Source organism: Reinekea marina (assembly GCF_030409715.1).
GTDB lineage: Bacteria > Pseudomonadota > Gammaproteobacteria > Pseudomonadales > Natronospirillaceae > Reinekea > Reinekea marina.
On record NZ_JAUFQI010000001.1, the window covers coordinates 2,893,989 to 2,919,768 of the forward strand.

Here is a 25,780-nt window from a genome sequence, read left to right on the forward strand (position 1 = left end):
AGGCTTTAGCTTTTTGCTCGGCTTAAGTATTCGGCTTTACGCGTATCTACACGAATAATTTCACCTTCACAGATAAACAATGGCACTTTAACTACAGCACCAGAAGATAATTTCGCAGGTTTTGATCCGCCTGTTGCCGTATCCCCTTTTAAACCTGGGTCCGTTTCAACCACTTCTAGTTCGATATGGTTAGGCGGTGTAACTGCAATAGGAGCGCCGTTAAACAAGCACACTGAAAACACTTCTTGCTCTTTTAACCAATCTCTCGCATCACCTAAAGCTGACTCTTCTGCGCCGATTTGCTCAAAAGTTCCATCGGTTTTCATAAAGTGCCAAAACTCGCCATCGCTATAGAGATATTCCATATCTATATCCATGACATCGGCCGCTTCAATGCTTTCACCTGACTTAAACGTACGCTCCCATGTGCGATTCGTTTTTAGGTTCTTCAATTTAACTCGGTTAAAAGCCTGGCCTTTACCTGGTTTAACAAACTCGTTGTCGACGATAGTACAAGGATCGCCATCGAGTAAAACTTTCATGCCTGAGCGAAATTCGCTGGTAGAATATGTAGCCATGTTTACAATCTTCTGCTAACTATTAAAAAGAACCCTTATGATACCTGTTTTCGAAGACACTTTGCAGCCTAATACTCTAAAAGCCACTAAAATTGAAAGTGACCATTGGCAAGTGCAATTGGCTGGTGCCTTTAAATCTGCCCCGGATTTACTGACCTATTTAAACATTGCTCCCACCGAGGCAAATCTCCTGCTTGATGATGACGCGACAGGTTTCGCATTTAAAGTGCCGCTCGCGTTTGCGCAACTCATGAAAAAAGGAGACCCAAGCGACCCTCTGCTTCTTCAAGTCATCACCCGCTCACAAGAACTCAACACAATTTCTGGTTATTCAAACGACCCTTTACAAGAAGCCGATTACAATCCAGTGCCTGGGCTGATTCACAAGTATGCCAACAGAGCATTGCTGATAGCTCACCAAAGCTGCGCCGTTCACTGTCGTTACTGCTTTCGCCGCCACTTCCCTTATAGCGAACAACAGCTTAAACCTGCTCAACTCAGCGCAGCGCTTAACTACATAAAACAAAGGCCAGAAATTAACGAGATTATATTAAGTGGAGGTGATCCGCTCAGCCTCTCTGATGCAAAACTCGAACAATTAATAAACAATCTAAATAACATTGAGACCCTAACCACGATTAGGATTCATACAAGAACCCCTGTTGTTCTTCCTGATCGAATTTGCTCGGAGTTATTGGAAACTATTGAGCGATCAAATAAAAAAATTGTTTTTGTACTACACATCAATCACCCAAACGAAATTGGGAAACGACTTGCCGATAAATTGACGCAATTAAAAAATGTCGGTGTTACGTTACTGAATCAGACGGTTTTACTTAAAGAAATCAACGATAGCGCCGATACATTGAAAAATTTAAGTCAAAAGCTTTGGGACACTGGCGTATTACCTTATTATTTACATCTTCTAGACCCAGTTCAGGGCGCCGCGCACTTTAATGTTTCTGAATCTGACGCCATTGAGATATGGCAAGCATTGCAAGCCGGTGTATCGGGCTACCTACTGCCTAGACTTGTACGTGAAATACCCAATCGACCATCAAAGACCTGGTTAAATAACAGCCAAGAGGGCTGATTTTATTGCGCTCCATCTGTTATTGGTCTTAACTGTAATATATGTAAAGTAATCGCGCTTAATTTGGCTATTTTGCATTCATTAATATTTAACTATTTCGCTGTTGCCCGTAGGTAGGTGTAGACGATAAATTAACGTATAATGAACTATACTGATCAGGGAATGAGATAAGAGAGTTACATGCAATATCGCGATCAACCTTATTTGAACACGCCAAAACAGACACAAACGACTTTATCGTTTTGTGATCCTACCGCGCGTCAATTAAAAGCGTGGGTAGAAAGCCTACCAATGGCAAACATTGGTGAAACCTCACGGCAGCTCTACCATGCGGTTATTGAGTTCAATCAATTGAAACTCTCCGACTCTGCTCGCCTTGAATTAATGGATCTTGTTCGCGGCCCTATTCATTTTGTGTGCAACCAGCTCAATAATCGTTACTTAAACCAAGGTGTTGTTCTTGATGATCAGCAACGAAAAGTGGCCAACCTCGCCCAAGCGTTGCAGACGCATTTAGCCATTGGTTATAAAATAATCATTCAGCACATGCTCGCCCAAGGCAGCATTAAACAAAAAGCGCCGTTGGCAAAAGCTATTCACCGCTCTTTAGGTGAATTGATGCCCGCTATATTGCGGTCTTACCAATTATACATCCAGACGCCTCCTGGTATCTGGCAAGAAATTCATCAGCTTTATCAAATTGCTTCTGCCTTTAATATTCAAATGGAAGTGGTGCCAGATTCATTGGCCACAAAACAGCTGACGATTCAGCAAAACTATTTACGCATTTGCCTGTTGGGTGCGTGCCAGCCAAACCAATTACTGCAACGAGAGTTGAGCGATGTATTTAGCTCGCTCACCAAGTGGGCAACGCATTTAGAAATCGAAGACGTTGCAGATGAAAAATCGGTATTAGTGATTAATCCTGAAACCGACAATGCCCCTCAATACCGGTATTTAATTAAGAAATCGAATTTATCTGATTACCTTGGTATAAACGCATTACCGCTTATTAGGTTGCTTCATGCAGATCATAAAATTTTAGCGAACCCTGAATCACGTGGAAAACTATCCATTGTTGATGAACGCTTTAATGTCAGCTTATTAGAACACTTAATTCAATCTTGGGGGGGGATGAAACAACGCTCCTTCTCACGCACACCGGCCACAGGTCAAGTATCCATGACTGTAGGGCTAACCGCCACCCACTTTCATATTGCGGGTGAGATTCCATTTTATTCTTTGCTTTATGGAACAGCGACTCATTCAGACAACCCATTCATGGGAGCTGTGCAAAACCGATTTAACGCCGACGACACTCAAGCCGTAAAATCTCAACAAGATGTATGGGAAGGGTCATTCGATTCAGGCACTCGCCCTAAAATGCTGTCTGAAGACTCTATAGAATTTAACTCTGAGCCCGACGAAAGCCACCCAAAATTTAGCGGCCAGCTAATTAATGTAAGCCCGCGAGGCTATTGCTTACAGTGGCAAGATGCCCCCGCTTCCAACCTAAAAACAGGCGAAGTGGTCTCGATTAAAGAAGACAACCTGCAACACTGGAACTTAGGTGTGGTTCGTTGGATACGTCAAGGTAAAGATTTTGGTACACAGATGGGTGTCGAGTTATTAGCGCCTAACAGCCGCCCTTGCGGAATACGTCAATTACATAAAACTGGCGCACATGGCGACTACCTTCGCGCACTGTACATTCCAGAAATAAAAGCGATCGGTCAAGACGCTTCCGTTCTAACCCCACGATTGCCTTTCAACATTGGTAATAAGGTTACGATTAACCTCGAAGGGGAAGAAGAAAAGTACCAACTCACGAAAAGAATCCTATCGACAGGTATCATTAGTCAATTCCAAGTCAGGCGCGTTGCGCAAAAAGTAGGCGAAGCCACGAGAAAACCGATGCCTTCCGATGATGGTGACAACTTTGAAAGCTTATGGCGGCAGTTATAAGCGTCTACTGATTAACATTTCTAACAATCAATTTTGCTAATATGTGGGCAGGTAGACCGTTTGTCACTATACTAAGGCCATTAATCCATATAATTATGACAAGTAGTTGATTTATGACTTCTAGTTCCAGCGGCGCAATCCGGGTATTGCTGATTCACGATACCCAAAATGAAGCAGAACCCTTAGCCAATGCGATTCGCAATTCAGGCCAAGCCGTTCGTAGCCACTTTATAGCCAGCCTTGATGAGCTGAACTCCGTTTTAGAATCCCAAACTTGGGATTTATTGCTTGCCAAGCTCAATACAGGAACCGTAGATACCTCCGCCGCCGTAGACGCAATTGTGCGTGACGGTAAAGACTTACCCATGATTGGCCTAATAAGCCAATACGATGAAGATATTATCGCCAGCGCACTCGATATGGGCATGGCCGATGTCATTATTGAATCCAGCGAGCAGCATTTAACCCAAGCCATTAAACGTGAATTTTCGGCATTAAGAGATCGCCGATTACTGCGCACCACTCGTGTCAGCTTAAAAGAAACTGAAAAACGCGTTCAATTACTACTAGAAAGCTCAGTAGATGCCATAAGCTATGTTCACGAAGGCATGCATATTCATGCAAATCCAGCCTATTTAGAGATGTTTGGCTACGATGATTTAGAAGAGCTTCAGTGCACTCCGATAATGGATCTGGTCGCCGGTAAAGAAATCAACACGCTAAAAGATGGCCTCAAACAGGTTGCTTCTAAAAATGAACACAGCTTCTCGACCGTAGGTAAGCATGCCGAAGGAGAAGAGTTTAAAATTCAAATGACCTTCTCTAGTGCCAGCTACGAGGGTGAATCTTGCACTCAAATCGTTATTCGTCGAATTGAAGCCGATAGCGAAGTACTGCAAGAAAAAATCAAAGAAATTAGCTCTCAAGATCTCGTTACTGGTTTGCACAACAAACTTTATTTTAACGAACAACTAGACAGCGCATATCAAAAGGTGATTAGTGACTCGAAACGGTACTTAATCGCCCACATCGGAATTGCGAATTTCGCTGATATTAAAGTGAAAGCTGGCGTAGCCGGCACGGATGTAATATTGAAGCAAATCGCTCAAATACTCAGTGACTCTCACCCGAAAGACGCTCAAATTGCACGTTATGCCGATGACATGTTTGGCTTACTATCTGAAAAATCTGATTTAGCCGCCGTCAAAGCTGAGATAACCAGCATGTTAAAAACGGCCAATGAAAACCTATACGATGTTGATGGTAAAACTATACCGGTAACCTTAGCGGCTGGTTTAGCCCATATAGATGAACAATGCGACAGTGGCAATAAAGCCTTGGTTCAGGCAGATCAAGCTTATAATTCAGCCATAAAATCGGGCGAGCCAGTTTGCTATTTTGATAGATCCGATATCGCCAACCTGGCCGAAAATTCCATTGTAGCCAAAGTCCAACATGCACTAGAGCACGATGGCTTACGCATTCAGTTCCAACCTATTATGAGTTTACGTGGCGATAGCCAGGAACACTATGATGTATTGGTTCGCCTTAAAGATAAAGACGGTTCAGATATAACGCCGGATGAATTCATCGATGCCATAGAAAACAGCGACATGAGCAGTAAATTGGATCGCTGGGTCGTTGAAAAGAGCTTAGAAAACTTAGCTTCGCACCGTGCCCGAGGCCACAATACGCAGTGCTTGATTCACTTAACACCTGCGTCTATTCAAGACCCTGCTTTTTTACCTTGGGTAAATAGCATCTTGAAAAAGCAAAAATTACCCGGAGATTCAGTCTGCTTCCAAGTACGAGAAGAAGCAGCATTAAGCTATTTAAAAGCCGCAAAAGCCTTCAGTAAAGGTATGTCACTGCTTAAGTGTCAACTAGCTATAAACCGTTTTGGATTGGCAGAAAACTCAAAACAGCTGATGAATCATTTAGATATTAGCTACGCTCGGGTTCATCCAAGCTTTGTTGAAGAGCTCACTGAAAAAGGCCAAGCATCGGATGAATTACAAGCCGTGCTTACCGAAATTCACAGCAATGACATTAACTCTATCGTTCCACAAATTGAACAGGCCGAAGTTTTGGCGTCTCTATGGGAACTAGGGGTTAACTACATTCAGGGCTATTACTTACAAGCACCTCTTGATGAAATGGCTTATAACTTTGATGACGAAGATGAAGAGGCGGTGTAACCACCAGCCTCTTTTTAACGTTACTGAGTTAATATTTCTTTATCGGTAAACCCAAGTAAATAAAGAACGCCATCTAGCCCTAACGTAGAGATAGCGTAATCTGCACGCTGCTTAACAATGGGCTTAGCCCTAAATGCGACACCCAAAGCTGCTTCAGCTAGCATTAGTAAATCATTTGCACCATCGCCAACAGCGACAGTTTGCTCTAATGCAATGCCTTCTTTCTTTGCGATGCTTTTGAGTAATTCCGCTTTTTTAGCGCCATCTACAATGTCGCCTTTAACGAGGCCCGTCACTTTCCCATCGCTGATATCAAGCTGATTGGCATGAACATAATCAAACCCTAGCTTTTCTTGTAAGTATTGACCAAAGTAATTAAACCCACCTGAGAGAATGGCTGTTTTAATGCCAAAAGCTTTCAGTGTTTTCATTAACCGCTCAGCCCCTTCAGTTACGGGTAAGTTCTGGGCTATTTCAGCCAACACGGATTCATCCAAGCCTTTAAGCAACGCCATACGTTGCTTAAAGCTTTCTTGGAAATCTATGTCACCTTGCATAGCCGATTCGGTGATTGCTGCGACCTGATCACCGATTCCAGCGGCCTTGGCTAGCTCGTCTATCACTTCGGCTTCAATAAGGGTTGAATCCATATCAAAACAGGCTAGCCGTTTACGGGTTCGGTGTGCCGATGCTGGTTGAATGGCAACATCGAACGGCAAATTAGCCGTGTGTTCTAAAAAAGCTTGTTTTAACTCGTTTACATTGGCTATCTTTCCGCAAAGTGCCATTTCATAGGCACAAACAGAAGGGTTATTAGGCTCTGTTAATTGAGTAGTTTTTTGAATGCTCAGCCCTTGCTGTGACACTTCATGTTCAATGTGACTCAACATTTCTGGGGAAATTTCACGTGCGAGTACTGTTAATACCCATTGCTCATTTGTTTCAACTTCGGCATCTGCGCGGTTAATGTCCAAACCAAGCGCTGAAACGGCCGCTGAAATTCTGGACCATTGCAGTTCGTCACACGAAATTAACGCGTGGAAATTAAAAATGGAATGATCTGAATATTGGTTTAAGTTCTGAAGGGTAATTGCTTCATCAGCCAATATTTGGCCAATGGCAGCGATCAGACCGGGCCGATCTGATCCGCTGATTTGCATCATGAGTAAAGTACTCAACAGGGAATCTCCCGCAGATGATTATTTTTTAACCGATTCGAGAGATTCTAATGCTGCATCGGCAACATCTTGCAATTCGATGATTAAATCTTCAGTTTCGTGCGTAGACAATGCACGCACTCGATCACGTGGGCTCATTAAAAACAGCCCTTTTTTTAAGGCCAGTAATTGTTCTTCTAGTTTCTTAACTGAGTCGCTCATGCGCCTTCCTCATTTTTTTATGAAATCGTGTGATACTTTACAGTGATTTTTTGCCTCAAGCCATTTAACATGGCGTAAACATTCACCGCACGCTTGTGTATCGCTATTGTATCGACTGAGTTTAATATATCCACTACATGAATAATCTAAAATGGCTTTTTCAACCCATAATGGCCTTTGCGCTGGCATTGTTAGTGATCATCAACCTACTTTTGGTGGTTTTTTGGTACAAGCCACTGACGCAAAGCTTATCCGCATCAAATAATCAACTCGGTGAAAGTTTAGCGAGAACGTTATCATTCGAGACTGCCTCGCTACTCCACAAGAACGATCGATTAGGCATCAGCCAAGTATTAAATCGATACGCAGATGAACCTGCCGTGTTCCTTGCCGCCATTGATTCCCAAGAAGCCGATATTCGGCTTACGTCCAGAGACAAAAACCAAACCGTTGCCATAGAAAAATACCGTTTCCCTATTCATTTTGGTGACGAATTGATGGGTCATGCCGATATAGAACTCAACATCAACGATACCGCTTCATGGCATCAGCAAGCCGTAACCAGTTGGTTGTTGTTTAATATTATAGGCATCGGCGCAATATCTGGTTTTCTATATTGGCGTTATAGGCAGGCAATCGCGGCTTGGTCTCCCTTAAAAACACAATTAGACGCTCAATTACCCCAAATTAGTCAACAGCTAACCGGGCGACCAGACCAACAAGTAAGCCAACTGATTCAATTACTGTCCGACCCAATGAGTCAGCACGGACAACTTATGAAGCACCTACAAACTGATTCGGCCTCCGATGATACTGAGCGTTTACTGGAGCAAGTGAGCCTCGTAACAGAAGAAGGCATGTATCAAGACGTCGCCTTACTCTCGATTGATTGCCAAAATTGGGATGCCTTGATTCGAATCTACAACGCACAACAATTACAACGAATCTGGCGGCAATATGAATCGCTCATGATTCGCGTAAGTGAACTATACAATGGTGTGCTTTTACCTGACGGCTTCTCTATTGTTTTTGGCTTAGGCGAATCTGAAACTTTTGCGTTTGACTCTGTATGTGCAGCCCGAGTATTGCAATTGGCCATAGAAATTATCGCTCAAGAAACAGAACAAGAACGACCATTGTTTGGCATTGCTGTAAGCGCTGGACCTGCATTTGTAAGTAAAACCTATAAACACGGCATTCCGCTTCCCCTAGTGACAGGTGACGCGGATCTTTGGTTACAGCAAGTCAAAGCTCTACAACCCATCAACCATATTTTGATGGCCGAACCTATTTTGCAAGACGACGATGTAAACCAACAAATTGAAGCAAACCTATGGCGAGACGTAACTTTGCGAAACGGCCAGAGATTGGAAATTTGGGAGTTTGAACGCTTTAAAGAAAAGGACGACCTTTTTGAAATTCAGGCCCAAACACTCATCAAAACAAATAGCTGAGGAACAATATGACGGAACTGTGCAGTATTCATGATATACAAGAAAGTAATTCGAAAGGCTTCGACAGCCCACATGGCGCAATATTTGTGGTGAAAAAAGACGATCAAATTTTTGTTTACAAAAATGAATGCCCTCACCTTGGGGTCAATTTAGAGTTTCAAGAAGACGTATTTTTAGATCAAGACGGAGCCTTAATAGAGTGCTCTACTCACGGCGCATTGTTTGAAATTGAAAGTGGAAACTGTCTAGCAGGACCTTGCCAAGGGGAGCATTTAACCGCCATTCCATTTAAGATAGAAAACGACTTAATACATGTGTGAATAAACGACCAAATAATAAACTCCCATTTATTATAGTTTGCGCGCAAAGCAATATTACTTAATAAAAGCCTTTCCGTGAATTTCATTCACTAATCATTCAATTAGGTCCTATTTTAGTCGACATCCTCTCTTCTTATTAGTTAAAGTCATTTTGAATCACTAGATTCGACATTTAATAACAACAATTAAGCAAGAGAGGAATACAATGCAGTTCAACCCTAAAGCGTTAATTTTTGCCCTCATTTTACTTTTTGTGGGCGGTTTCTTAGCTCATCAAGTACAAACGAGCGCTGGCAATGTTAAAGTTAGCCATGTTCGTTTTGCTGGAAATGATGGCGTCATCACTCATGCACGTTTATATGTGCCGAAGGGCGTTTCTAATGAAAACCCGGCACCCGGCATCATCGCAACTCACGGCTACATTAATTCTAACGAGACACAATCTGGTTTTGCCATTGAGTTCGCTCGTCGTGGTTATGTTGTTCTGGCTCCAGACCAAACTGGCCATGGGTATTCAGACCCTGCGGCATTCACGAATGGTTTTGGCGGCATTGATACCTTAGCCTACATGAAGACCTTATCTTTTGTAGACCAAGACAATATTGGCCTAGAGGGCCACTCAATGGGTGGTTGGGCGTCTCTTGTTGCGGCCGGTGTTTACCCTGATGCTTATAAATCGATTGTTATTGAAGGCTCTTCTACAGGCACCTTTGGAGCACCTGAAGGCACCGCGCAATGGCCACGCAATATTGCGGTCGTATTCTCAAAATACGATGAATTTTCAGCATTGATGTGGGGCGTTGAAGTTCCAACTGAAATAACTAAAACTGAAAAACTTAAAAAACTTTTCAACACAGAAGAAGATATTGTTCCTAGAAAAATTTATGGCGATATATCTTTAGGTACGGCGCGTGTTCTGCACCAACCCGCTGTTACTCACCCTGGTGATCACTTTTCTCATGAGGCTATTGGTTATGCTATCGACTGGTTTGATCAAACCTTAGACGGTGCAAACGCTTTACCCGCCAGTGATCAAGTGTGGATTTGGAAAGAAATAGGTACCCTTATAGCGCTTTTAGGCATGGTCGTTCTGATTGTCCCTGCGGTCACTGCACTCGCCGAGCGTTCTCCGTTTAAGTCTTTAACTAATGCTTTACCTAAAGCACATGCCTTACAAGGTGCGGGTTGGTGGGTTGGCGCCATTATATTTACTGCACTCCCTGCAATCACATTATTCCCATTTAAGGGCATCAGTGAAGGTCTCGGATGGCAAGCCTCTGCATTGTTTGCACAAAACATCACCACCCAAGTAATGGTTTGGGCGCTATTAACCGGTTTAATTTCGTTGGTGCTGTTTTCTTTGTGGCACCTATTGGTGAACAAGAAGACGGGGGCCACTGTGGCTAATTATGGCATCACGCTTGGCCAGAGTTTTAAAGTCGCTCAAGTATTCCGCTCATTTTTACTGGCATTATCGGTCATTGGGGTACTTTACAGTTCATTGCTTTTAGTCGATTTCTTTTTTGATGTCGATTACCGCATTTGGGTATTTGGCGTTAAGCTATTGAGCCCCCTGCAATTTAAAATTGCACTGTCTTATGTGGTTCCTTTTTGTTTGTTCTTCATTGTTGTAGCGGTTGTGTTACATGGCCAACTGCGCCAAAACCACTGGAGCTTTCGTAAAGAGCTCGTGGCAAACTGGTTGTTACTCAGTGTCGGTTATATGGTATTACTGACCGTTCAGTACCTACCACTTTTCTTGGGTGGTACTCTGTTTATTGCAGCAGAACCACTTTGGACAATTATTGCCTTCCAGTTTATTCCACTCATGGCAATTGCAGCCTTGGTATTCACAGTGGCCTATCGTGTTACAGGCCAAGTCTATACCGGAGCATTCATTAACGGGATGTTTATTACTTGGGTTGTTGTTGCAAGCCAAGCAACACACTTCGTTTTCTAAACCTGTATAGACTTTTTTAGCCAGATGCATTGGCAACAAACAATAACAAGCCCACTGCTGCGGTGGGCTTTTTATTATCGGATAATTCTTCTGTATACTAAGCGCTCATCTATAAGTGTGCTTTTTCATGTCGTCTCCTACAAAAACTCAGTCTAACGCGGTTATTCGTTTAGCCCATCTGCTATTTATTTTTTCTATTGTGCCATTGTTATTTACTGGACTTCGCATTGCAGTTGCCAATGAGCCAGCACTGATTAGACTGGCCATGCTTTTACCTCAGGGCGATGTACATACTTGGCATTTTCGATCAGCCTTATTGCTGGCTTTCGCTATTGGGCTTTACATCATGGGCCGAATCAAGCGCCGTCGGCTCCCTAATTTGAAGCACCCCAGCATTAGCATGATGGCTTTTAATATTACGCATTATTTGGCTTGGGCTTTACTTACGGTAAGTCTAACCACTGGTGTGCAACTTATTCTAGGTTGGCATTTTTTGCCTGTAGAGTGGACCCTTCGACTCCATTTAATCTCAGCGATTTCAATGGCTGTTTATTTCATCGTGCACAGCGCAGTTGCATTTATAGCTTTACCGTGGCGCCAAGTACTGAAAGCGTTCGTAATTTCCGGTCAACGTATTACTTGGGCATGGTTAATATTATTAGGCATGACAGTACTCGTAACCTTCAGCGCTTGGCTAATGACTCAACCGAAAACATTAAAAGTTGGCATGACGGATCAATCCATTGAACTCGATGGCGATTTACGAGAAGCGGCTTGGGCACAGGCTAATACGGTTAGAGTACAAACCTATCAAGGCTATCGCCAGCCAACACAAGGTACTTTAGTTACCATAAAGGCACTACGAGATAATAAAAATATCTACTTTTATATAAGCTGGCCAGATTCAACCCGAAGCCAAATGCATGTACCACTGATTAAAACAGAAGAAGGTTGGAAGGTAGTTCAGACCGACCTTAAGCAAGCTAATGAAAATACTTTCTACGAAGACAAGTTAGCCGTTATGTTTACCCAATCTTCAAGCCTCGCTGGCGGCGGTACGGTACAGTTGGGCGAGCAACCTCTGAAAGATCAGCCCGCGCCGCCAAGTAAGAGGGGCTTACATTACACCACCAATGGCCAAATAGCCGATGTTTGGCACTGGAAGAGCGTTCGAACCGGGCTTAGCTTGGGTCAGGCTGATGACAACTACTTTGGCCCTCCTTCACCGAGCGACTCTGAGTACAAGCGATACACCGGCGGATACCAAAAAGACCGAGATGACTGTGAACACCTAGTGCGCTGGGATGGCAGTGATTTCCAAACCAAACCAGAGTGTGGTGGCTACGTTATGAATTGGACTCTGTACGATGATGGCATCATTACTCCGCTGCGTTTACCCGCCAATAAAGCGCTGCTTAAAAGGCTTGGCCAAGCTAACTTCGATGCAAACGAATCCGACTTTGGTTCATGGTGGCTAGATTGGGAAGACACCATTGCCTACCACCCCGATGAAGACAATTATCCATTAAATACGATCATTCCATCGGTGCTGAGCCTAGGACCATTTAGCCAAGGTCGTGGTGACGTTGAAGCCGTAGGTTATTGGCGTGATGGCTTATGGCAAGTTGAGCTTAAACGCGCCCTAGATACGGGGTCTGAGTTCGACCTTGAGATTACCAACGAGTCTTATTTATGGGTCAGTACTTTTGACCATTCTCAAACCCGGCACTCCTATCATATTAAGCCAGTTCGACTCGAGCTCAATTAACTCAATCGGCATCAAAACATGATGCCTATCTAAAAAATCGAACAAGGTTTTAATTTTTTCATCTTATTCGCTTTCAAGATGGCCTAATTGGTTTAGGTTGAAGGTATCGTTGTGCGTTTTACTCAGGCGCTCAAACGATCGACGGGTGGCGATTCGGCTGTTCCTCACCTCACTATAAAAAACAGTGCTATCGCATTGAAAATAATAAAAACGGAGAACAAGATGAAAGCAACTCTCATGGCCTCATTGCTAGGCCTTTCACTAAGTACGGCCGCACTAGCCGAAGATGTGTGGATCAGCATGGGCGCCGATGGCTACCAGTCTTTAAAAGACCACTACCCGAGCATGATCCAGAAAGAAGCTAAGTTACCCACAACGTTAATGTCAGCCGAGGCTCCTGCTACCCAATTAATTCTGGTAAAAGAGAGGCATTTATCCATTATTTCAGAGCTAATGCACCACCAACATAATCGCTGTGGTGGCTTTATTGCACATGAATCGTTAACAGCTGCTCAAACAGATTTGGTGCAAAACCAAACCATGATGAGCCAAGCTCAGAGCATTGCCGTCAACTACACACTGGATAACGCCGATGTCGTCAACGCACTGCAACAAACCATGACAGAACCTGGTATTCGTAATACGGTCATCGACTTACAAGCCTTTGTTAATCGCTACTATACCTCGACACATGGTGTAGACAGTGCGAATTGGCTCCGCGATGAATGGTCTACAATCAGCAATGGTCGTACCGATATTTCAGTCAGTCTTTTTAATCACAGTTGGGCTCAGCCTTCGGTTATCATGACCATCGAAGGACGCACGAATCCGGATGAAGTCGTTGTTTTAGGAGCGCACTTAGATTCCATTATCTCTGGGGGGATGAGCAATGATACGCGCGCACCTGGTGCCGATGACGATGCCTCTGGTATTGCGACACTCACCGAGTTGATTCGAACCATTGTCACTACAGATTTCAAACCCAACCGTACCGTTAAATTAATTGGCTATGCGGCCGAAGAAGTTGGCCTAAGAGGCTCAAAAGCGATCGCAGCTGAACATCGAAGCAATGGCACAAACGTGGTCGGCGTTTTACAACTCGACATGACAAATTATCAGGGTTCTAGCCAAGATATTTATATTATTGATGATTACACCAATGCGGCTCAAAATAACTTTTTAGAGCAGCTGGTTACGGTTTACCAACCTGAATTGTCGGTTGGCCGATCTACTTGCGGCTACGCTTGCTCAGACCACGCCTCTTGGACAAACGAAGGATACCCTGCGTCCTTCCCTTTTGAGGCGACATTTAACGGTGCAAACCCTCACATTCATACTACAGGCGATACGCTTGATAAAAGTGGTAACCACGCATTCCATGCCTTGAAATTTGGTAAATTGGCAGCGGCTTTCGTCGCAGAGCTGGCTAAAGGAAACATGAGCGATACGCCTCCACCTCCCCCTGAACCTGGCACTGAAGTGACGGATAGTTTTTCTGGCCAGGTAGCTCGAAACCAAGAATTAAACTTCGGCCCTGTATTAGCTGCCGCAAACAGTACAGTAAACGTCGTAATGTCAGGCAACAATGATGCTGATTTGTACGTTCGAGTTGGAGCTGCGCCAACCACTAGTAATTACGATTGTCGCCCCTATAAAAGTGGTTCCGCTGAAACCTGCACCGTTTCAATTGGCAACAGTGATGCGAACGTTTATATCATGGCAAGAGGGTACAGCAGCAGTGCATCTAGCTTTAATATAGATGCCACCTATACACCCGCAGGATCAACTCCACCGCCGCCACCTTCAAACACACCTGTTACTGAAAACTTCACCGGTTCTGTAGGCAAAAGCCAAGAGCAGCACTACGGTCCATTTAGCATCACCTCTGCCAGTCAATTCATCGCCCAGATGACTGGGAACAATGATGCCGACCTTTATGTCCGTTTTGGCGCACAACCTACTACTAGCAGCTATGATTGCAGACCCTACAAAAACGGCAGTACTGAAAGTTGCGATCTAACTTCGGGTGCAAACGATAGCTCGGCATTTGTAATGGTGCGTGGTTACAGTTCTAGCGCTTCAAGCTACAGTTTGAGTGTTGAATACTTGCCTCAGCCTTAATTATCTACTCCGTAAGAGAAAAGACCGCACAAGCGGTCTTTTTTTGCACCCTCAATTAAACAACCTGTTTTTGAATTGGTCCCAAAACAATGTTGCTTAAAACGGATATCCTGTTCGGTATTGTTACCTTTAGAAGGGGCTCAGCTAGCTCGAACATACAAACCCTCACAAAGTAAACGACTAATGGCTTGATATTTGTACTATTCTCGATGACTACCAGCCATCAGAGAAAATAGACAACTCATGAATCTTAACAAAGATAGATTACAAGCTTTTTATCAGGTGGCTATCGATAAGAACTTCCATAAGGCTGCGGATAACCTCTTTATTACACAATCAGCGCTTTCACAAAGGGTTATGAAACTAGAACAAGAAATAGAAGCCACTTTGATAATAAGAGGCAATAACGGTATTACACTGACTTCGGCAGGCGCATTCTTATTCGATTACGTAAGAAATATTGAGAGTTTAGAGATCGAAGTCCTCAATCGAATAGCAGGTTATAGCCGTGCGAACGGGCATGGTAATTTGCGCATCGCCGCATACAGCTCTATTTTAAGGTCGGTTGTTATGCCTGCACTTGCTCCACTAATTGAAAGCTCTAACGGAGTTCATGTTGAATTTTTTAGTCGAGAATTACGTGACCTTCTGCCCATGCTCAAAAGCGGGGAAGTCGATTTTATAATTCTCGACCATTTATTAGAGCAAAACAAACTGGTTTGCAGAAAAATAGGCGAGGAATCTTTGATTCATATCAAAAGCAAGCGTAAACGTTCCAAAGAGGCTTTTTTAGACCATGACTCAGAAGATAAAACTACCTTTCAATTTTTCAAATACCAAAATCTTAAACAAGACAATATTCAACGACGCTTCTACAATGACATTTATGGCATCATTGATGGAGTCAAACTCGGTGCTGGCCAGGCAATCGTTTCCAAGCACCTAATAAGCAACTCCGATGACATTGAAGTAGTACCATATAACAATAAAGTTTCGAATACTGTTTACCTTTACTATCATGAACACAGATTTTTAACCGACTTTCACCAGCGAATCATCAAAACTATAATAGAAAGATCTAAGATTTTTTTGAACCCTGAAATTAATAAATAAAAAGCCGATAGTTAACAATCGGCTCTTCAAATACAGTAATCACTGTAATATTTACCTTCTATTGGGTAATGGAATAAGCATAGAAACCTTTGATTTATATTTTTTGTATTCTTCTCCATAAACAAAAATTAAATCTTTTTCTTCTAAGTAAATCCCTACTAACGTGTAACCTAAGGTTCCAATTGCAAAAACCAAATGCGCTGTCGACATAACAGGGGTAGCCCAAAACGCAACAGTGAAACCAAAGTATATAGGATGCCGGACAAATTTATAAAAACCAGGCGTTCTAAACTTACTACTTTCAAAAGTTTTCCCCGTTAAATTAGAATAGGCTTGGCTTAGCCCAAGTAGTTCAAAATGATTTAACAAAAACGTACTTATCAGTACAAAGGTCCAACCGATCAGTGAGATACCAATTAATACAGACCCTAATGCAGTACCTGAAACATCCCAAATTACGCCTCCCATCGGACGCCATTGCCAAAAAATTAGCGCAAGTGCAAGGCTTGAAAGGAGCACATAGGTATTTCGCTCAATTTCAGTAGGAATGATTTTTGTCCAGAACTTTTTAAAATCGCGGCGCGCCATCACACTGTGCTGTACTGCGAAGACACCCAGCAATAACATATTTATAACTAATGCTATTCCAATAGGTACTTCAGGTCCGGTATCCATTGACTTTGGTACAACAAAGTTCCCAACAAACCCAATCGCATAAAGAAATGTTAAGAAAAATATCAAATAACAAGTAATGCCATAAATAAAATATATCAGTCTCATCTTTGTATCCCTTTTAATAGTATAGAGTCAAGTAAACGTATGCAGCCCGATTTGGGTTGCAATAGCCCTCTCACCTTTACATCATTAAGTCCATTTTATTCACTTAAACAAAGCTGAAATGCAGCGCGCCTTTACCCTAGAGGATGGCATACAATCTTGTCAATTTATCAATTCTAATCAGCTAATCAGTATTACTTATCATCTAGCAAGAAACCTTATAGACGTCCAACAAATTAGCGAACGAACAGGATTAAACACAATGACCTATCTACGATATAAAATATGCAGGTAATGTTTTTTTTAAGCGTTGGAGATTGAGAGAACTAATAAAATAGATGACATAAGGTAATTATTTTATGCCATCTTTAAAAAACAATGCCAGTAGTAATAGATACGGTTTGACTTCTGGAATGAAAAATAGCTCGGCCGTTGAAAGATATGTGGTTACAGTTCTAGTACCTAAAGCTTTAGTTTGAGTGTAGAAGATATACCTCAGATTCTATACCTTAAGTATCGCCCTTATTGAACTTAGTCGGAATGTAGTTTGCAAACTCTTGTGCCGTTAACGGTTTAGCAAAGTAGTACCCTTGCAAAATTTCTGCGTTATATTCTAAACACTTTTCAACATGTGCTTGAGTTTCTACCCCTTCAACGACATTGGGCAACTCTAGTGATTGACTTAAATTAAGCATCCCTTTGAACAATCGGCTGCTGATCTCCGATTCAGGAATATCAAATAAAAATGAACGGTCTATTTTTAATACTTGAACATTAAATTGTTTTAAGTAACTTAAAGAAGAATAGCCGGTTCCAAAATCATCAATGGCAACATCGATTCCCATTTTTGCTAACTCATCTAACACCGCAATTGCCGTGTCGGTGTCTTGCACAAGCTCAGACTCAACGATCTCTAACTCAATACTAGAGGGTTGAATTTCATATTTCTCCAGTAACTCTGTTAACATCGGTAGAAACGAATCATCTTTAAAATGTCGAACAGATATATTCATAGCCATTTTAATTGGATAATCAAACGTATGATCCGCGAGCCATTGGGCGTGTTGTGCACAAGCCTTCTGTATGACTATTCGGTCTATATCAATAATCAGTCCAGTTTGTTCAGCAATATCTAAAAAGTAAGCAGGTCCCACCATCCCTTGAGTAGGGTGACCCCATCTAACTAAGGCTTCTGCACCATACAGCAATCCAGTTTTGGCATCTATTTTAGGTTGGTAATAAGGAATAAAACTCTTTTTTTGTATCGCTTCTCGGAGTTCCGATTCCACGAGGATTCGGCGAATAGCTACCGCTTGTAAACCTTCATTAAAATAATGAAACCTATTTCGGCCTTCAGCCTTTGCTTGATACATGGCTAAATCTGCACGCTTTAACACATCATTAATATCACTCGAATCGTGTGTAAAGTCGGCTATGCCAACACTGCAATTTATGGTCAGCTTTTGACCACCAACTATAAAAGGCGCACTTAACCGATCGAAGATTCGCTGAGCAATAAGGTAAGCATAGTTCTCTTCACGACACATAATCGCAAAGGCAAACTCATCACCGCCTAAACGGCAGATAAAATCATCATCTCGGCACACGGTTCCTATTCTATCAGCCACTTCAACTAAAACGGCATCACCTACTGTGTGTCCGAATGTGTCGTTGATCCACTTAAAATCATCTAAGTCCATCAACATCAAACTGACGTGAGCCGAAGATCTTCGCCAAAAAGCCATAGCTTCAGTAACACGATGCTCAAAAGCATATCGGTTAAGCAACCCAGTGAGCTGATCGTGCTCGGCTAAATCCTTTAAAGTAAGGCGGCTGTTTTCGAGCTCCATTTCATTTTTATGCCGAAGTTTGGCATGTATGATAGCGCGATATAAGTGCTTTGAATCTAAATCCTGTTTACGAATAAAATCTTGTGCACCGTGCTCTAGGCAAGTCACGGCTAAATCTTCATTGGTATTGCCAGACAATATGATAACCGCTGTTTCGCCGATAGAACCCTGCTTCATTCTGTCGAGCACTTCAATTCCTGTTGCTCCGGGAAGATTGTAGTCAAGCAGTACAACATCGAATGATTCGGAGAGTAGACTGTTTAGGCAATCCTCTCCTGAAGACACTTCCTTTATTGATATATCGCCAATGAACTGACTTACAGATCTTTTAACTCGCATTCGATCTATTTTATCGTCGTCGACTATCAGAATATTCATCCTTAATTTGGCTCCTCATGAGCAGGCAATTCAATAATTCGCCAATAGGATGTCAACATATTAATGAGGGATTCAAATCCACTATCAAGCTCGGATTTTACAATATAGCCTGCGATATTTTTCTTGTAAGCCGCAAGCAAATCGGCTTGCGATTTAGAAGTTGTTAATACAAAAATCACCGTATCTTTAATATCATCATCATCCCTTATTACATCAAGGAATTCGAATCCGTTCATCACCGGCATATTTAAATCCAACAACACAATTCTTGGTTTATCTATAGTGTTGTTTCGCAATATATCTAAACCTTCTTGACCATGCCGTGCTCGAGTTACAGGGTTAGCAATGCGCAATTGCTTAAACGCACGCCTAACAATTTCTGCGTCTATTTCGTCGTCTTCTATCAGCAATATGTTAACTTGATTATAGCTTAAATCTTTACTCATAATTGTTTCACTTAATTGTTTTTCTTGGTACTAATCTATATTTTTTGGCCAGGTAAAACTCACGCTTAATCCACCCTGACTATTTGTTGTCAAGCGCATCTCCCCTCCATAATTTGCTATGATTTTTTTAATAATGGCCAGTCCCATCCCACTGCCTTCGCACTCATCTTTAGGCTTTAAGGTAGTAAACAATTCAACGACCCTTTCCATCTGTGACTCAGGCACACCTGGACCGTCATCCTCTACAATAAATTCATATTGATTGTCATGTTCAAGAGCTTTAACCAAAATAGTGCCATTGGGCTTATCGTGGTGCTTGATGGCATTGTCAATTAAATTACGGATCACCTGTGTAAAAGGCGTATGGTGAGTTTTAAATATTGGTAAACTGCTCTCAAGTTTTAGCGTTAATCCCGAATCGTTCCCACCTACTAGATCAAATACTTCTGAGCAAAGTGTCGAAGTTTCAACTTCTCTAGAACTGCCCTCTGTTTTTCCTATCTCACTATACTCAAGCAGGTCATCCAATAATCGCTCCATACGTGTCACCCGAGTTTTCATTAGCTCGAAATTTTCTGGAATTTCTGGCGGCAGCTCGGAATCAACGTGTTTTAAATCTTCTTCAATCCAAACCGCCAATTGCTTAATACCACGTAAGGGCGATTTAAGGTCGTGGGAAGAAGCATAAGCAAAGGCTTTCAGCTCTTCATTCATGCTGGCAATACGGCCAGACTCTTCTTTTAAATGGAGTGTTTTTTCTTGTAGGTTAGCTTCAACTACTTTGCGTTGCTCAACTTCGTTTGACAATTGCTTAACCGTGGGGACATCGCGCAACGTGGGTGCTAACTTCCAGAGCATATAAGCCGTAGCAACAGAAACAACGGCCGTGACGGCTTTTACACTACCGCTCAACCAATAGGTTCCGTTCCAAACATTCCAAACAGCGATGGCATGCGTAATTCCACATAGCAAAACAAAAGCACCAAACAAGGCCATAACTTTTGAAAACACGAGGTCTCGGCGCATATTTAAAATGTAAACAAGGGTAATTGGGATGCTGACGTAAGAAAAGAAAATGAACGCATCAGAGATGACGTGTAACCATAGTAATTCTGACTGCCAGAGATAACACATGCCATGGGGCATAAATTCATCTGAAAATAACTGCTTAAATAAGTCCAACGCTGGCTCCTCCTAATGGTCCACTTATTAGGTATAGATCAACATTGCTCATTCGTCACATTTGTTAGCCTAATATTCACTCTTTAACAGGTGGCAGCTTGGTTTGCGCCATAAAAAAAGGGCTGCCAATGCAGCCCTTTTAAATTAAATCAAACGATTACTGGGTAAAGCTTAAATCAACCCAAACTAAACGGTGGTCAGAACTTTGAACACCCGGGCCGACCAAACGATAATTCACATCGGCGATTCCAGGCCAATAAACACCACTTTGCTCGACTTTATTGCCCCAAGTTCCAGGAAGAACATAGTCTGCGCGCATTTTCCAGTCAGCGGTATGTGCGGCGGCGTTTTCATTGTTAGGATCGTTGTCCACACCACCTGGGCTTGTTGGACGTACATCGCTCATCACTTTCTCAGATGCCGTTAACAACCCGATTGGATTATCGGTTGCATCACCCTCTACAGGAGAAGCGTTAAGATCTCCCATTACCACAAAGTGATGACGATCGCCCTTCATGCCACCTTTGGTGCCGTTATCGTCATAGATGTAGGCGGAACGTGCTGGCTCAACGTAATCACGCCAAAAACGAGTTTCATCGTGGTTGCGTTTGCCGTTTCTGTCTTCATCGCCATCAAATACGGGTGGCGTTGGGTGACTGGCTAAAACGTGTAGCGTATGTTTACCAACTTTCACCGGAATATCCCAGTGACTTTTAGAAGATAAACGGAATACCGCTAACTCTTCTTCGGTATACCAGCTTTCACCCGTTTCAGGATTAACAGGTAATTTAGCATCGGGCATATCTTTCCATAAAAACTTTTGGAAAGTGCGAGCGTTTTCGTAGTCAATTGGGTATTGCGACAATAGCACCATGCCGTACTGGCCATAGAACATACCAAAACCATAGGCATCATCACCATACTGTCCTGATTTACCATCTTTGTTGAAATCAAATGGCGTAATGATGCCGGTATTGCTTTCTGCTAGGTAAACATAGGGGTAATCAATACCTTCCGCACCATTTAAGCCGTTGCTCAAGTAATTCTCCTGAAGCGCTTTAACGGCTGAGCCATCGGCGACATAGTCAAACTCTTGAAGCAATACGACATGGGGGCGTACACGTTGAATAATTTCAGCCACGTTTTTAATTTGCGCATCGTCACCACTTTGAGCGTCAGCCAAAATTTGGCCTTCACTGCTGCGGTTTAAATAAGCATTAAATGTGGCTACTCGTACATCACCAGCATAGGAAGGCACACCAATATCGGTTGATTGCAAGACATTAACGTAGCTTTCACGTGCTTGTTCAACACTGTTTCCGTTAGCGTCTGTCACGCTCAGCGTTACCGTATAGTTTCCAGCTTTTGAATAGGTGTGGTCAACCGCGTCACCATTGACAACCTGACCATCGCCTAAATTCCAGCTAATGGTGTATGGCGCTTCTCCACCTTTAACATTGGCTTCAAAGCTTACGGGTTGAATAGTGGTTACGGTTGTATTGGCTATCGAGAAGTTGGCTTTCAAGGTTTCTTCTCCATAGGTACTGATGAGAGTCGGGTTATCAACGCCCAATCGTCGACCTTCACCACCGCCTGTTCCATTGGTTAAATAACGGAAGGCTACGTGTGCCGCGCCCGTGAAACCAGATACATCAACCTGGTAATGGTTCCAAGCATCACTCACTTCTTGCGATTGATCGAACTCAATTTGAGTCCAATTAGCGTCTAATGGATCGCCTTCGCCGCTATAATCATTGCTGATGTAGAGTTCAAGAGCGGGTCCGCCATACTTAGTGTAAACATCAAATGCAAATTGAGCATTCTGCCAATCTAAAATATGGAACTGAGGAGATATGAGCCAATCATCACTTTTAGCATCTGCGCCAAAACCATTGGCCACCGCACCTAAGTTATCGGCTCGTTCTTCAACAACCCAATCGGCATTACTCGCACGCGAATAAGCACTAAAGGTTCCAAACGTGCTGACATCTTCAAAGCCTTCTGTCCATACAACGCGCTGCTGAAAGACACCTTTTAAATGACCTTTTACGAACGCATTAGCCACACCGTAGTATGCACCCTCGCCACCGCCGGTACCGGAAGTCGTGTATAAAAATGCTAGGGTTACATTACCGGTATAACCTTTCAGGCTGATAGGCCCCATTGTCATCCAAGTATCATCCAGTACAGGGAAATCAACGTTTAAATCAGACCATGTGGCATTTGCTGCGTCGCCGTCGTAATCCGTTGAGACCATTACTTGAAGTTCAGGTCCGCCATATTTCTGGTAAAAATCGAACTCAAGCGCGGCATTATCATCTTCGCTTAATGATACAGTTGGCATAATCAACCAATCTTCACTGGCAGCATCGCCACCGAAACCATTAGCAAAAATACCCGCTTGTTCAGCTCGAGTACCTGGCGCCCAATCTTTATCAGATGCAACACTGACTGCAGACCAATCCGCTGGAATGCCAGCATCTAAAGCATCACCTACCATGGCCGGTGCATTATAAAGACCACGGACAACAATGTTATCTAACTGCCAGTAACGGCCGTCTCCTCCACCTGTTCCAGTTGAAACATACTGGAAGGCAAAGCGTACGTTGTCGCCTTTAATAGAACTTATATCAACTTCACTGGCTTCAAATACATAGCTGCCTGTTGAGGGCTCATTCCAGCATGGTTGAACATTGTCGACCGCTTTACACTCTGCAATCGCTGTCCACTCAGCTGTCGTAGGGTCTTCATTTGCCGCTGGGTCATAATCATTTGAATACAAAACATTGATCAAAGGACCGCCGTAGTTGTAGGCACTTTCAAACGCTAATTGCGCATCGGCATAGTAGTTCAGTGCAAACGCAGGCGTAATGATCCAATCGTCACTGGCAGTATCGGCACCGTATCCATTATTTTGGGCATAAAAAGCTTCAGCTCTTTCAACGACCACCCAATCGGCATTCGATGCCTTATTAAACATGGTTAATTCACCCCAGCCACCGGACTCGAAAGTTTCTTCATACAGTTTCGGGGTTGGGTTTGAAAGCGTTGCAATGCTTAACTCGTTGCTTACATTGCCTAAGCCAGCGGCATTATAAGGACGTACTCGGTAAGTATAAGTTGCGCCTTCAACCAGCTTTTTATCTAAATAAGCCGTTTCATTCGCTTCTAAACGCCAAGTAAGAATTTCCCATTCGCCGTTTCCAACTTTACGCTCTAGCTGATATCCGACTTCATCAAAGGCTCCATCGTCGGACCAATTTAACTGAATTTCACTTACAGACAGTGCTTTAGCAGTAAGCTCAGTGGTTGCATCGGCCAAGGCTTTATCGGTAGTCGACACCACAGCAGTTAAATCCATATCAAATGATAGGTCAGAACTGCCCGCGTCTGATTGATGTACTTCTACAGCAACGACGTTTTTACCGGCTTGCAATGCATCTGCAAACAAGGCGTATTCATAAAATGTGCTTTCTGCACCGCCACCAATACCTGAACCGGCAAACGTAGTTGGCGTAATATCACCGTCAGGCATGTTTGAACGTACAACTTCCTGACCGTTTATGTATACAACCGCACCATCATCTCTTAAGAGGCGTAGGGTAAGTTTGATTACTTTAGTTGGGTCATCTAGGTTAAACGATTTACGGAAATAAGTAGTCGGGTGTTTGTTTTTCTCATCCGAGCCAAAGCTAATTTCAGTCACTTCATCGCCATCGCCATACCCTAGCTGTGCATTACCTTTTGCCCATGAAGCATCATCAAAATCGAGTGTATTCCAACCGTCTGCCGAAGAGCCATCATCCAAATAAGCCCACTCGGCCTTAGAGCCAACAAGTTGCACACTATTGATCTCAGCGCCCTTAAAGCCATCTAATGTCATTGTGATAGATGAGCCAGCCAATGGCTGCCACAGCGGTAAATTTGCCGGCACGGCAAATGGGTTCGCATCTTGGTCGGCTTGGGTTAAGGTGCCAACAGTTGAAATATCTGTTTTAACCCCGCGCAAAGTTTCATGCTCAGAACCAAATCGGACGGTGTGAATTTTCATCGCGTCTGGTGAAGCATGCACTAGCTTGAACTGCCAGAAAGAACCACTGTCTATAGTCCAAGGCTTATCATCATCGGTCGGTCGAGTAGGCGCACCCCATGAACCTTCACCTATGATCATAGTTCCATTGATATCATCACGTTTGAAGTCTTGGTAGCTGCCTTCCGCTTGGCTATAAACCACTGGGTAGGTGTACTTAGACATATGCGTGTCAGATTCAACCAGAATCTTAAAGTTAGTCTCTGTAAAAGTAGGTGCCCACGCCGCAATTCGGCCTTCACCTTCCGTCTTACCCGAAGTATGAGGGCGCATCGGGCGGTGGTAGTTGGCTAACTTCCAGTCTGCATCAGAAGCCTTAGCATCAGCAACGAACTGCTGGTTTTGAGCTTCCCACGCTGTCGCGTCTTGATCAGAGTAGGCACCATAACCAACACCTGGCTCTAATTCAGAATTGAGCGAGAAGATATCCATCATGCTGCCGCCAATGTTGGCAACATAGTAAGATGTTTCTGGCACACCAAACACATAGCTCAGCATGTCTATGACATCATTCTCATGGTTTCCGTGCGAAGCAATAATTGGGTAAACACGGCCATCTTCACTGCGCGTTAACTGCCAATCTTCTAACCATGCAACCCATTGTTCGTGGTTGCCATCGTCGGTGAAATCACCATTAAACAACACAAACAGTGGGCGGATTTGGCTAACGAGTTTATTGCCCATTTGACGGGGTTCACGATTTGTTCGCGAATCACCACCGGCAACATAAGTAAATTCAGTGGGTGAATTAGGGGCGGTTTTGAACCATGAGCTATCACCACACCCTTCGCTATCACAAATTCGGTAGCTGTAATCGGTGTTTGGCGAAAGACCAGATAATCGAGCGATATGAGTTTCAAGGGTAACATCACCATCATCGGGATGGGACATCGTTGTCACCTGTTCTACTGCTTGAGTTAACCAGTTTTCAGGCGATTGCCCTTGGCCAAACTCAACGCGAGGGTTTTCACCGCTGGTTTGTCGCCAGGCAATAGTGGCTTCAGTATCGGGCTGTTCGATCCAGACGACCCGTTCAAGGTCTGATGCTGCCATCGTAATTGAGGGCAACAGTATCGACGCCGCAAGCAAAGACGTTTTAAGTTTCACA

The 25,780-nt window shown here is 43.3% G+C and carries 17 protein-coding genes and 1 pseudogene; 10 read left to right on the top strand and 8 right to left on the bottom strand.

The features are described from left to right. Nucleotides 1-5 precede the first annotated feature (5 nt). Nucleotides 6-578 (bottom strand): elongation factor P, encoded by a 573-nt coding sequence (gene efp, locus QWZ13_RS15910; RefSeq protein ID WP_216000077.1) that lies wholly within the window; start codon nt 576-578, stop codon nt 6-8. A 37-nt stretch (nt 579-615) separates the two neighbouring features. Between efp and epmB the strand changes: the two genes are divergently transcribed. The 3 genes from epmB (at nt 616) to QWZ13_RS15925 (ending at nt 5,834) form a co-directional block, all read left to right on the top strand. Next, entirely contained in the window at nt 616-1,671 is a 1,056-nt protein-coding gene (gene epmB, locus QWZ13_RS15915; protein ID WP_290282639.1) for an EF-P beta-lysylation protein EpmB, read from the top strand. Nucleotides 1,672-1,851: 180 nt separating this feature from the next. After that, entirely contained in the window at nt 1,852-3,636 is a 1,785-nt protein-coding gene (locus QWZ13_RS15920) for a cyclic-di-GMP receptor FimW-related protein (RefSeq protein WP_290282640.1), read from the top strand. A gap of 113 nt (nt 3,637-3,749) precedes the next feature. Beyond that, nucleotides 3,750-5,834 (top strand): GGDEF domain-containing phosphodiesterase, encoded by a 2,085-nt coding sequence (locus QWZ13_RS15925; protein WP_290282641.1) that lies wholly within the window; start codon nt 3,750-3,752, stop codon nt 5,832-5,834. Between the two features lie 20 nt (nt 5,835-5,854). Here QWZ13_RS15925 and serB read toward each other — a convergent pair whose 3' ends face one another. Beyond that, nucleotides 5,855-7,012 (bottom strand): phosphoserine phosphatase SerB, encoded by a 1,158-nt coding sequence (gene serB / locus QWZ13_RS15930; protein ID WP_290282642.1) that lies wholly within the window; start codon nt 7,010-7,012, stop codon nt 5,855-5,857. A gap of 21 nt (nt 7,013-7,033) precedes the next feature. After that, on the bottom strand, nt 7,034-7,213 hold the full coding sequence (locus tag QWZ13_RS15935) for a hypothetical protein (RefSeq protein ID WP_216000072.1): 180 nt from the start codon (nt 7,211-7,213) through the stop codon (nt 7,034-7,036). Nucleotides 7,214-7,350: 137 nt separating this feature from the next. Between QWZ13_RS15935 and QWZ13_RS15940 the strand changes: the two genes are divergently transcribed. The 7 genes and pseudogenes from QWZ13_RS15940 (at nt 7,351) to QWZ13_RS15970 (ending at nt 15,949) form a co-directional block, all read left to right on the top strand. Then, a complete protein-coding gene (locus tag QWZ13_RS15940) occupies nt 7,351-8,667 on the top strand; it encodes a hypothetical protein (RefSeq protein ID WP_290282643.1) in 1,317 nt (438 codons plus the stop codon). Nucleotides 8,668-8,675: 8 nt separating this feature from the next. After that, nucleotides 8,676-8,987, top strand: a complete 312-nt coding sequence (locus QWZ13_RS15945; RefSeq protein ID WP_290282644.1) for a Rieske (2Fe-2S) protein — start codon at nt 8,676-8,678, stop codon at nt 8,985-8,987. Between the two features lie 205 nt (nt 8,988-9,192). Further along, on the top strand, nt 9,193-10,947 hold the full coding sequence (locus QWZ13_RS15950; RefSeq protein WP_290282645.1) for an alpha/beta hydrolase family protein: 1,755 nt from the start codon (nt 9,193-9,195) through the stop codon (nt 10,945-10,947). Between the two features lie 127 nt (nt 10,948-11,074). Then, the gene (locus tag QWZ13_RS15955; protein ID WP_290282646.1) at nt 11,075-12,715 is read left to right on the top strand and encodes an ethylbenzene dehydrogenase-related protein; all 1,641 of its coding nucleotides are present in this window, start codon (nt 11,075-11,077) and stop codon (nt 12,713-12,715) included. Nucleotides 12,716-12,937: 222 nt separating this feature from the next. Next, on the top strand, nt 12,938-14,836 hold the full coding sequence (locus tag QWZ13_RS15960) for a M20/M25/M40 family metallo-hydrolase (protein WP_290282647.1): 1,899 nt from the start codon (nt 12,938-12,940) through the stop codon (nt 14,834-14,836). A 243-nt stretch (nt 14,837-15,079) separates the two neighbouring features. Further along, nucleotides 15,080-15,208, top strand: a pseudogene (locus QWZ13_RS19955) (LysR family transcriptional regulator); the annotation flags it as partial. 15 nt (nt 15,209-15,223) lie between these two features. Continuing rightward, complete coding sequence (locus QWZ13_RS15970; RefSeq protein WP_290282649.1) at nt 15,224-15,949, top strand: LysR family transcriptional regulator; 726 nt, start codon at nt 15,224-15,226, stop codon at nt 15,947-15,949. Between the two features lie 51 nt (nt 15,950-16,000). On the opposite strand, the gene mddA is transcribed toward QWZ13_RS15970, so the two are convergent. The 5 genes from mddA to QWZ13_RS15995 form a co-directional block, all read right to left on the bottom strand. Further along, the gene (gene mddA / locus QWZ13_RS15975; RefSeq protein ID WP_290282650.1) at nt 16,001-16,729 is read right to left on the bottom strand and encodes a methanethiol S-methyltransferase; all 729 of its coding nucleotides are present in this window, start codon (nt 16,727-16,729) and stop codon (nt 16,001-16,003) included. 506 nt (nt 16,730-17,235) lie between these two features. Then, nucleotides 17,236-18,954 carry a two-component system response regulator gene (locus tag QWZ13_RS15980; RefSeq protein WP_290282651.1) on the bottom strand — a complete coding sequence of 573 codons (1,719 nt, stop codon included), beginning with the start codon at nt 18,952-18,954 and terminating at the stop codon, nt 17,236-17,238. A gap of 2 nt (nt 18,955-18,956) precedes the next feature. Continuing rightward, nucleotides 18,957-19,364: a response regulator gene (locus QWZ13_RS15985; RefSeq protein WP_290282652.1), complete on the bottom strand. Its 408-nt coding sequence runs from the start codon at nt 19,362-19,364 to the stop codon at nt 18,957-18,959. Nucleotides 19,365-19,430: 66 nt separating this feature from the next. Then, on the bottom strand, nt 19,431-20,582 hold the full coding sequence (locus QWZ13_RS15990) for a sensor histidine kinase (RefSeq protein WP_290282653.1): 1,152 nt from the start codon (nt 20,580-20,582) through the stop codon (nt 19,431-19,433). Between the two features lie 157 nt (nt 20,583-20,739). Continuing rightward, nucleotides 20,740-25,779 carry a choice-of-anchor J domain-containing protein gene (locus tag QWZ13_RS15995; protein WP_290282654.1) on the bottom strand — a complete coding sequence of 1,680 codons (5,040 nt, stop codon included), beginning with the start codon at nt 25,777-25,779 and terminating at the stop codon, nt 20,740-20,742. Nucleotide 25,780 lies beyond the last annotated feature (1 nt).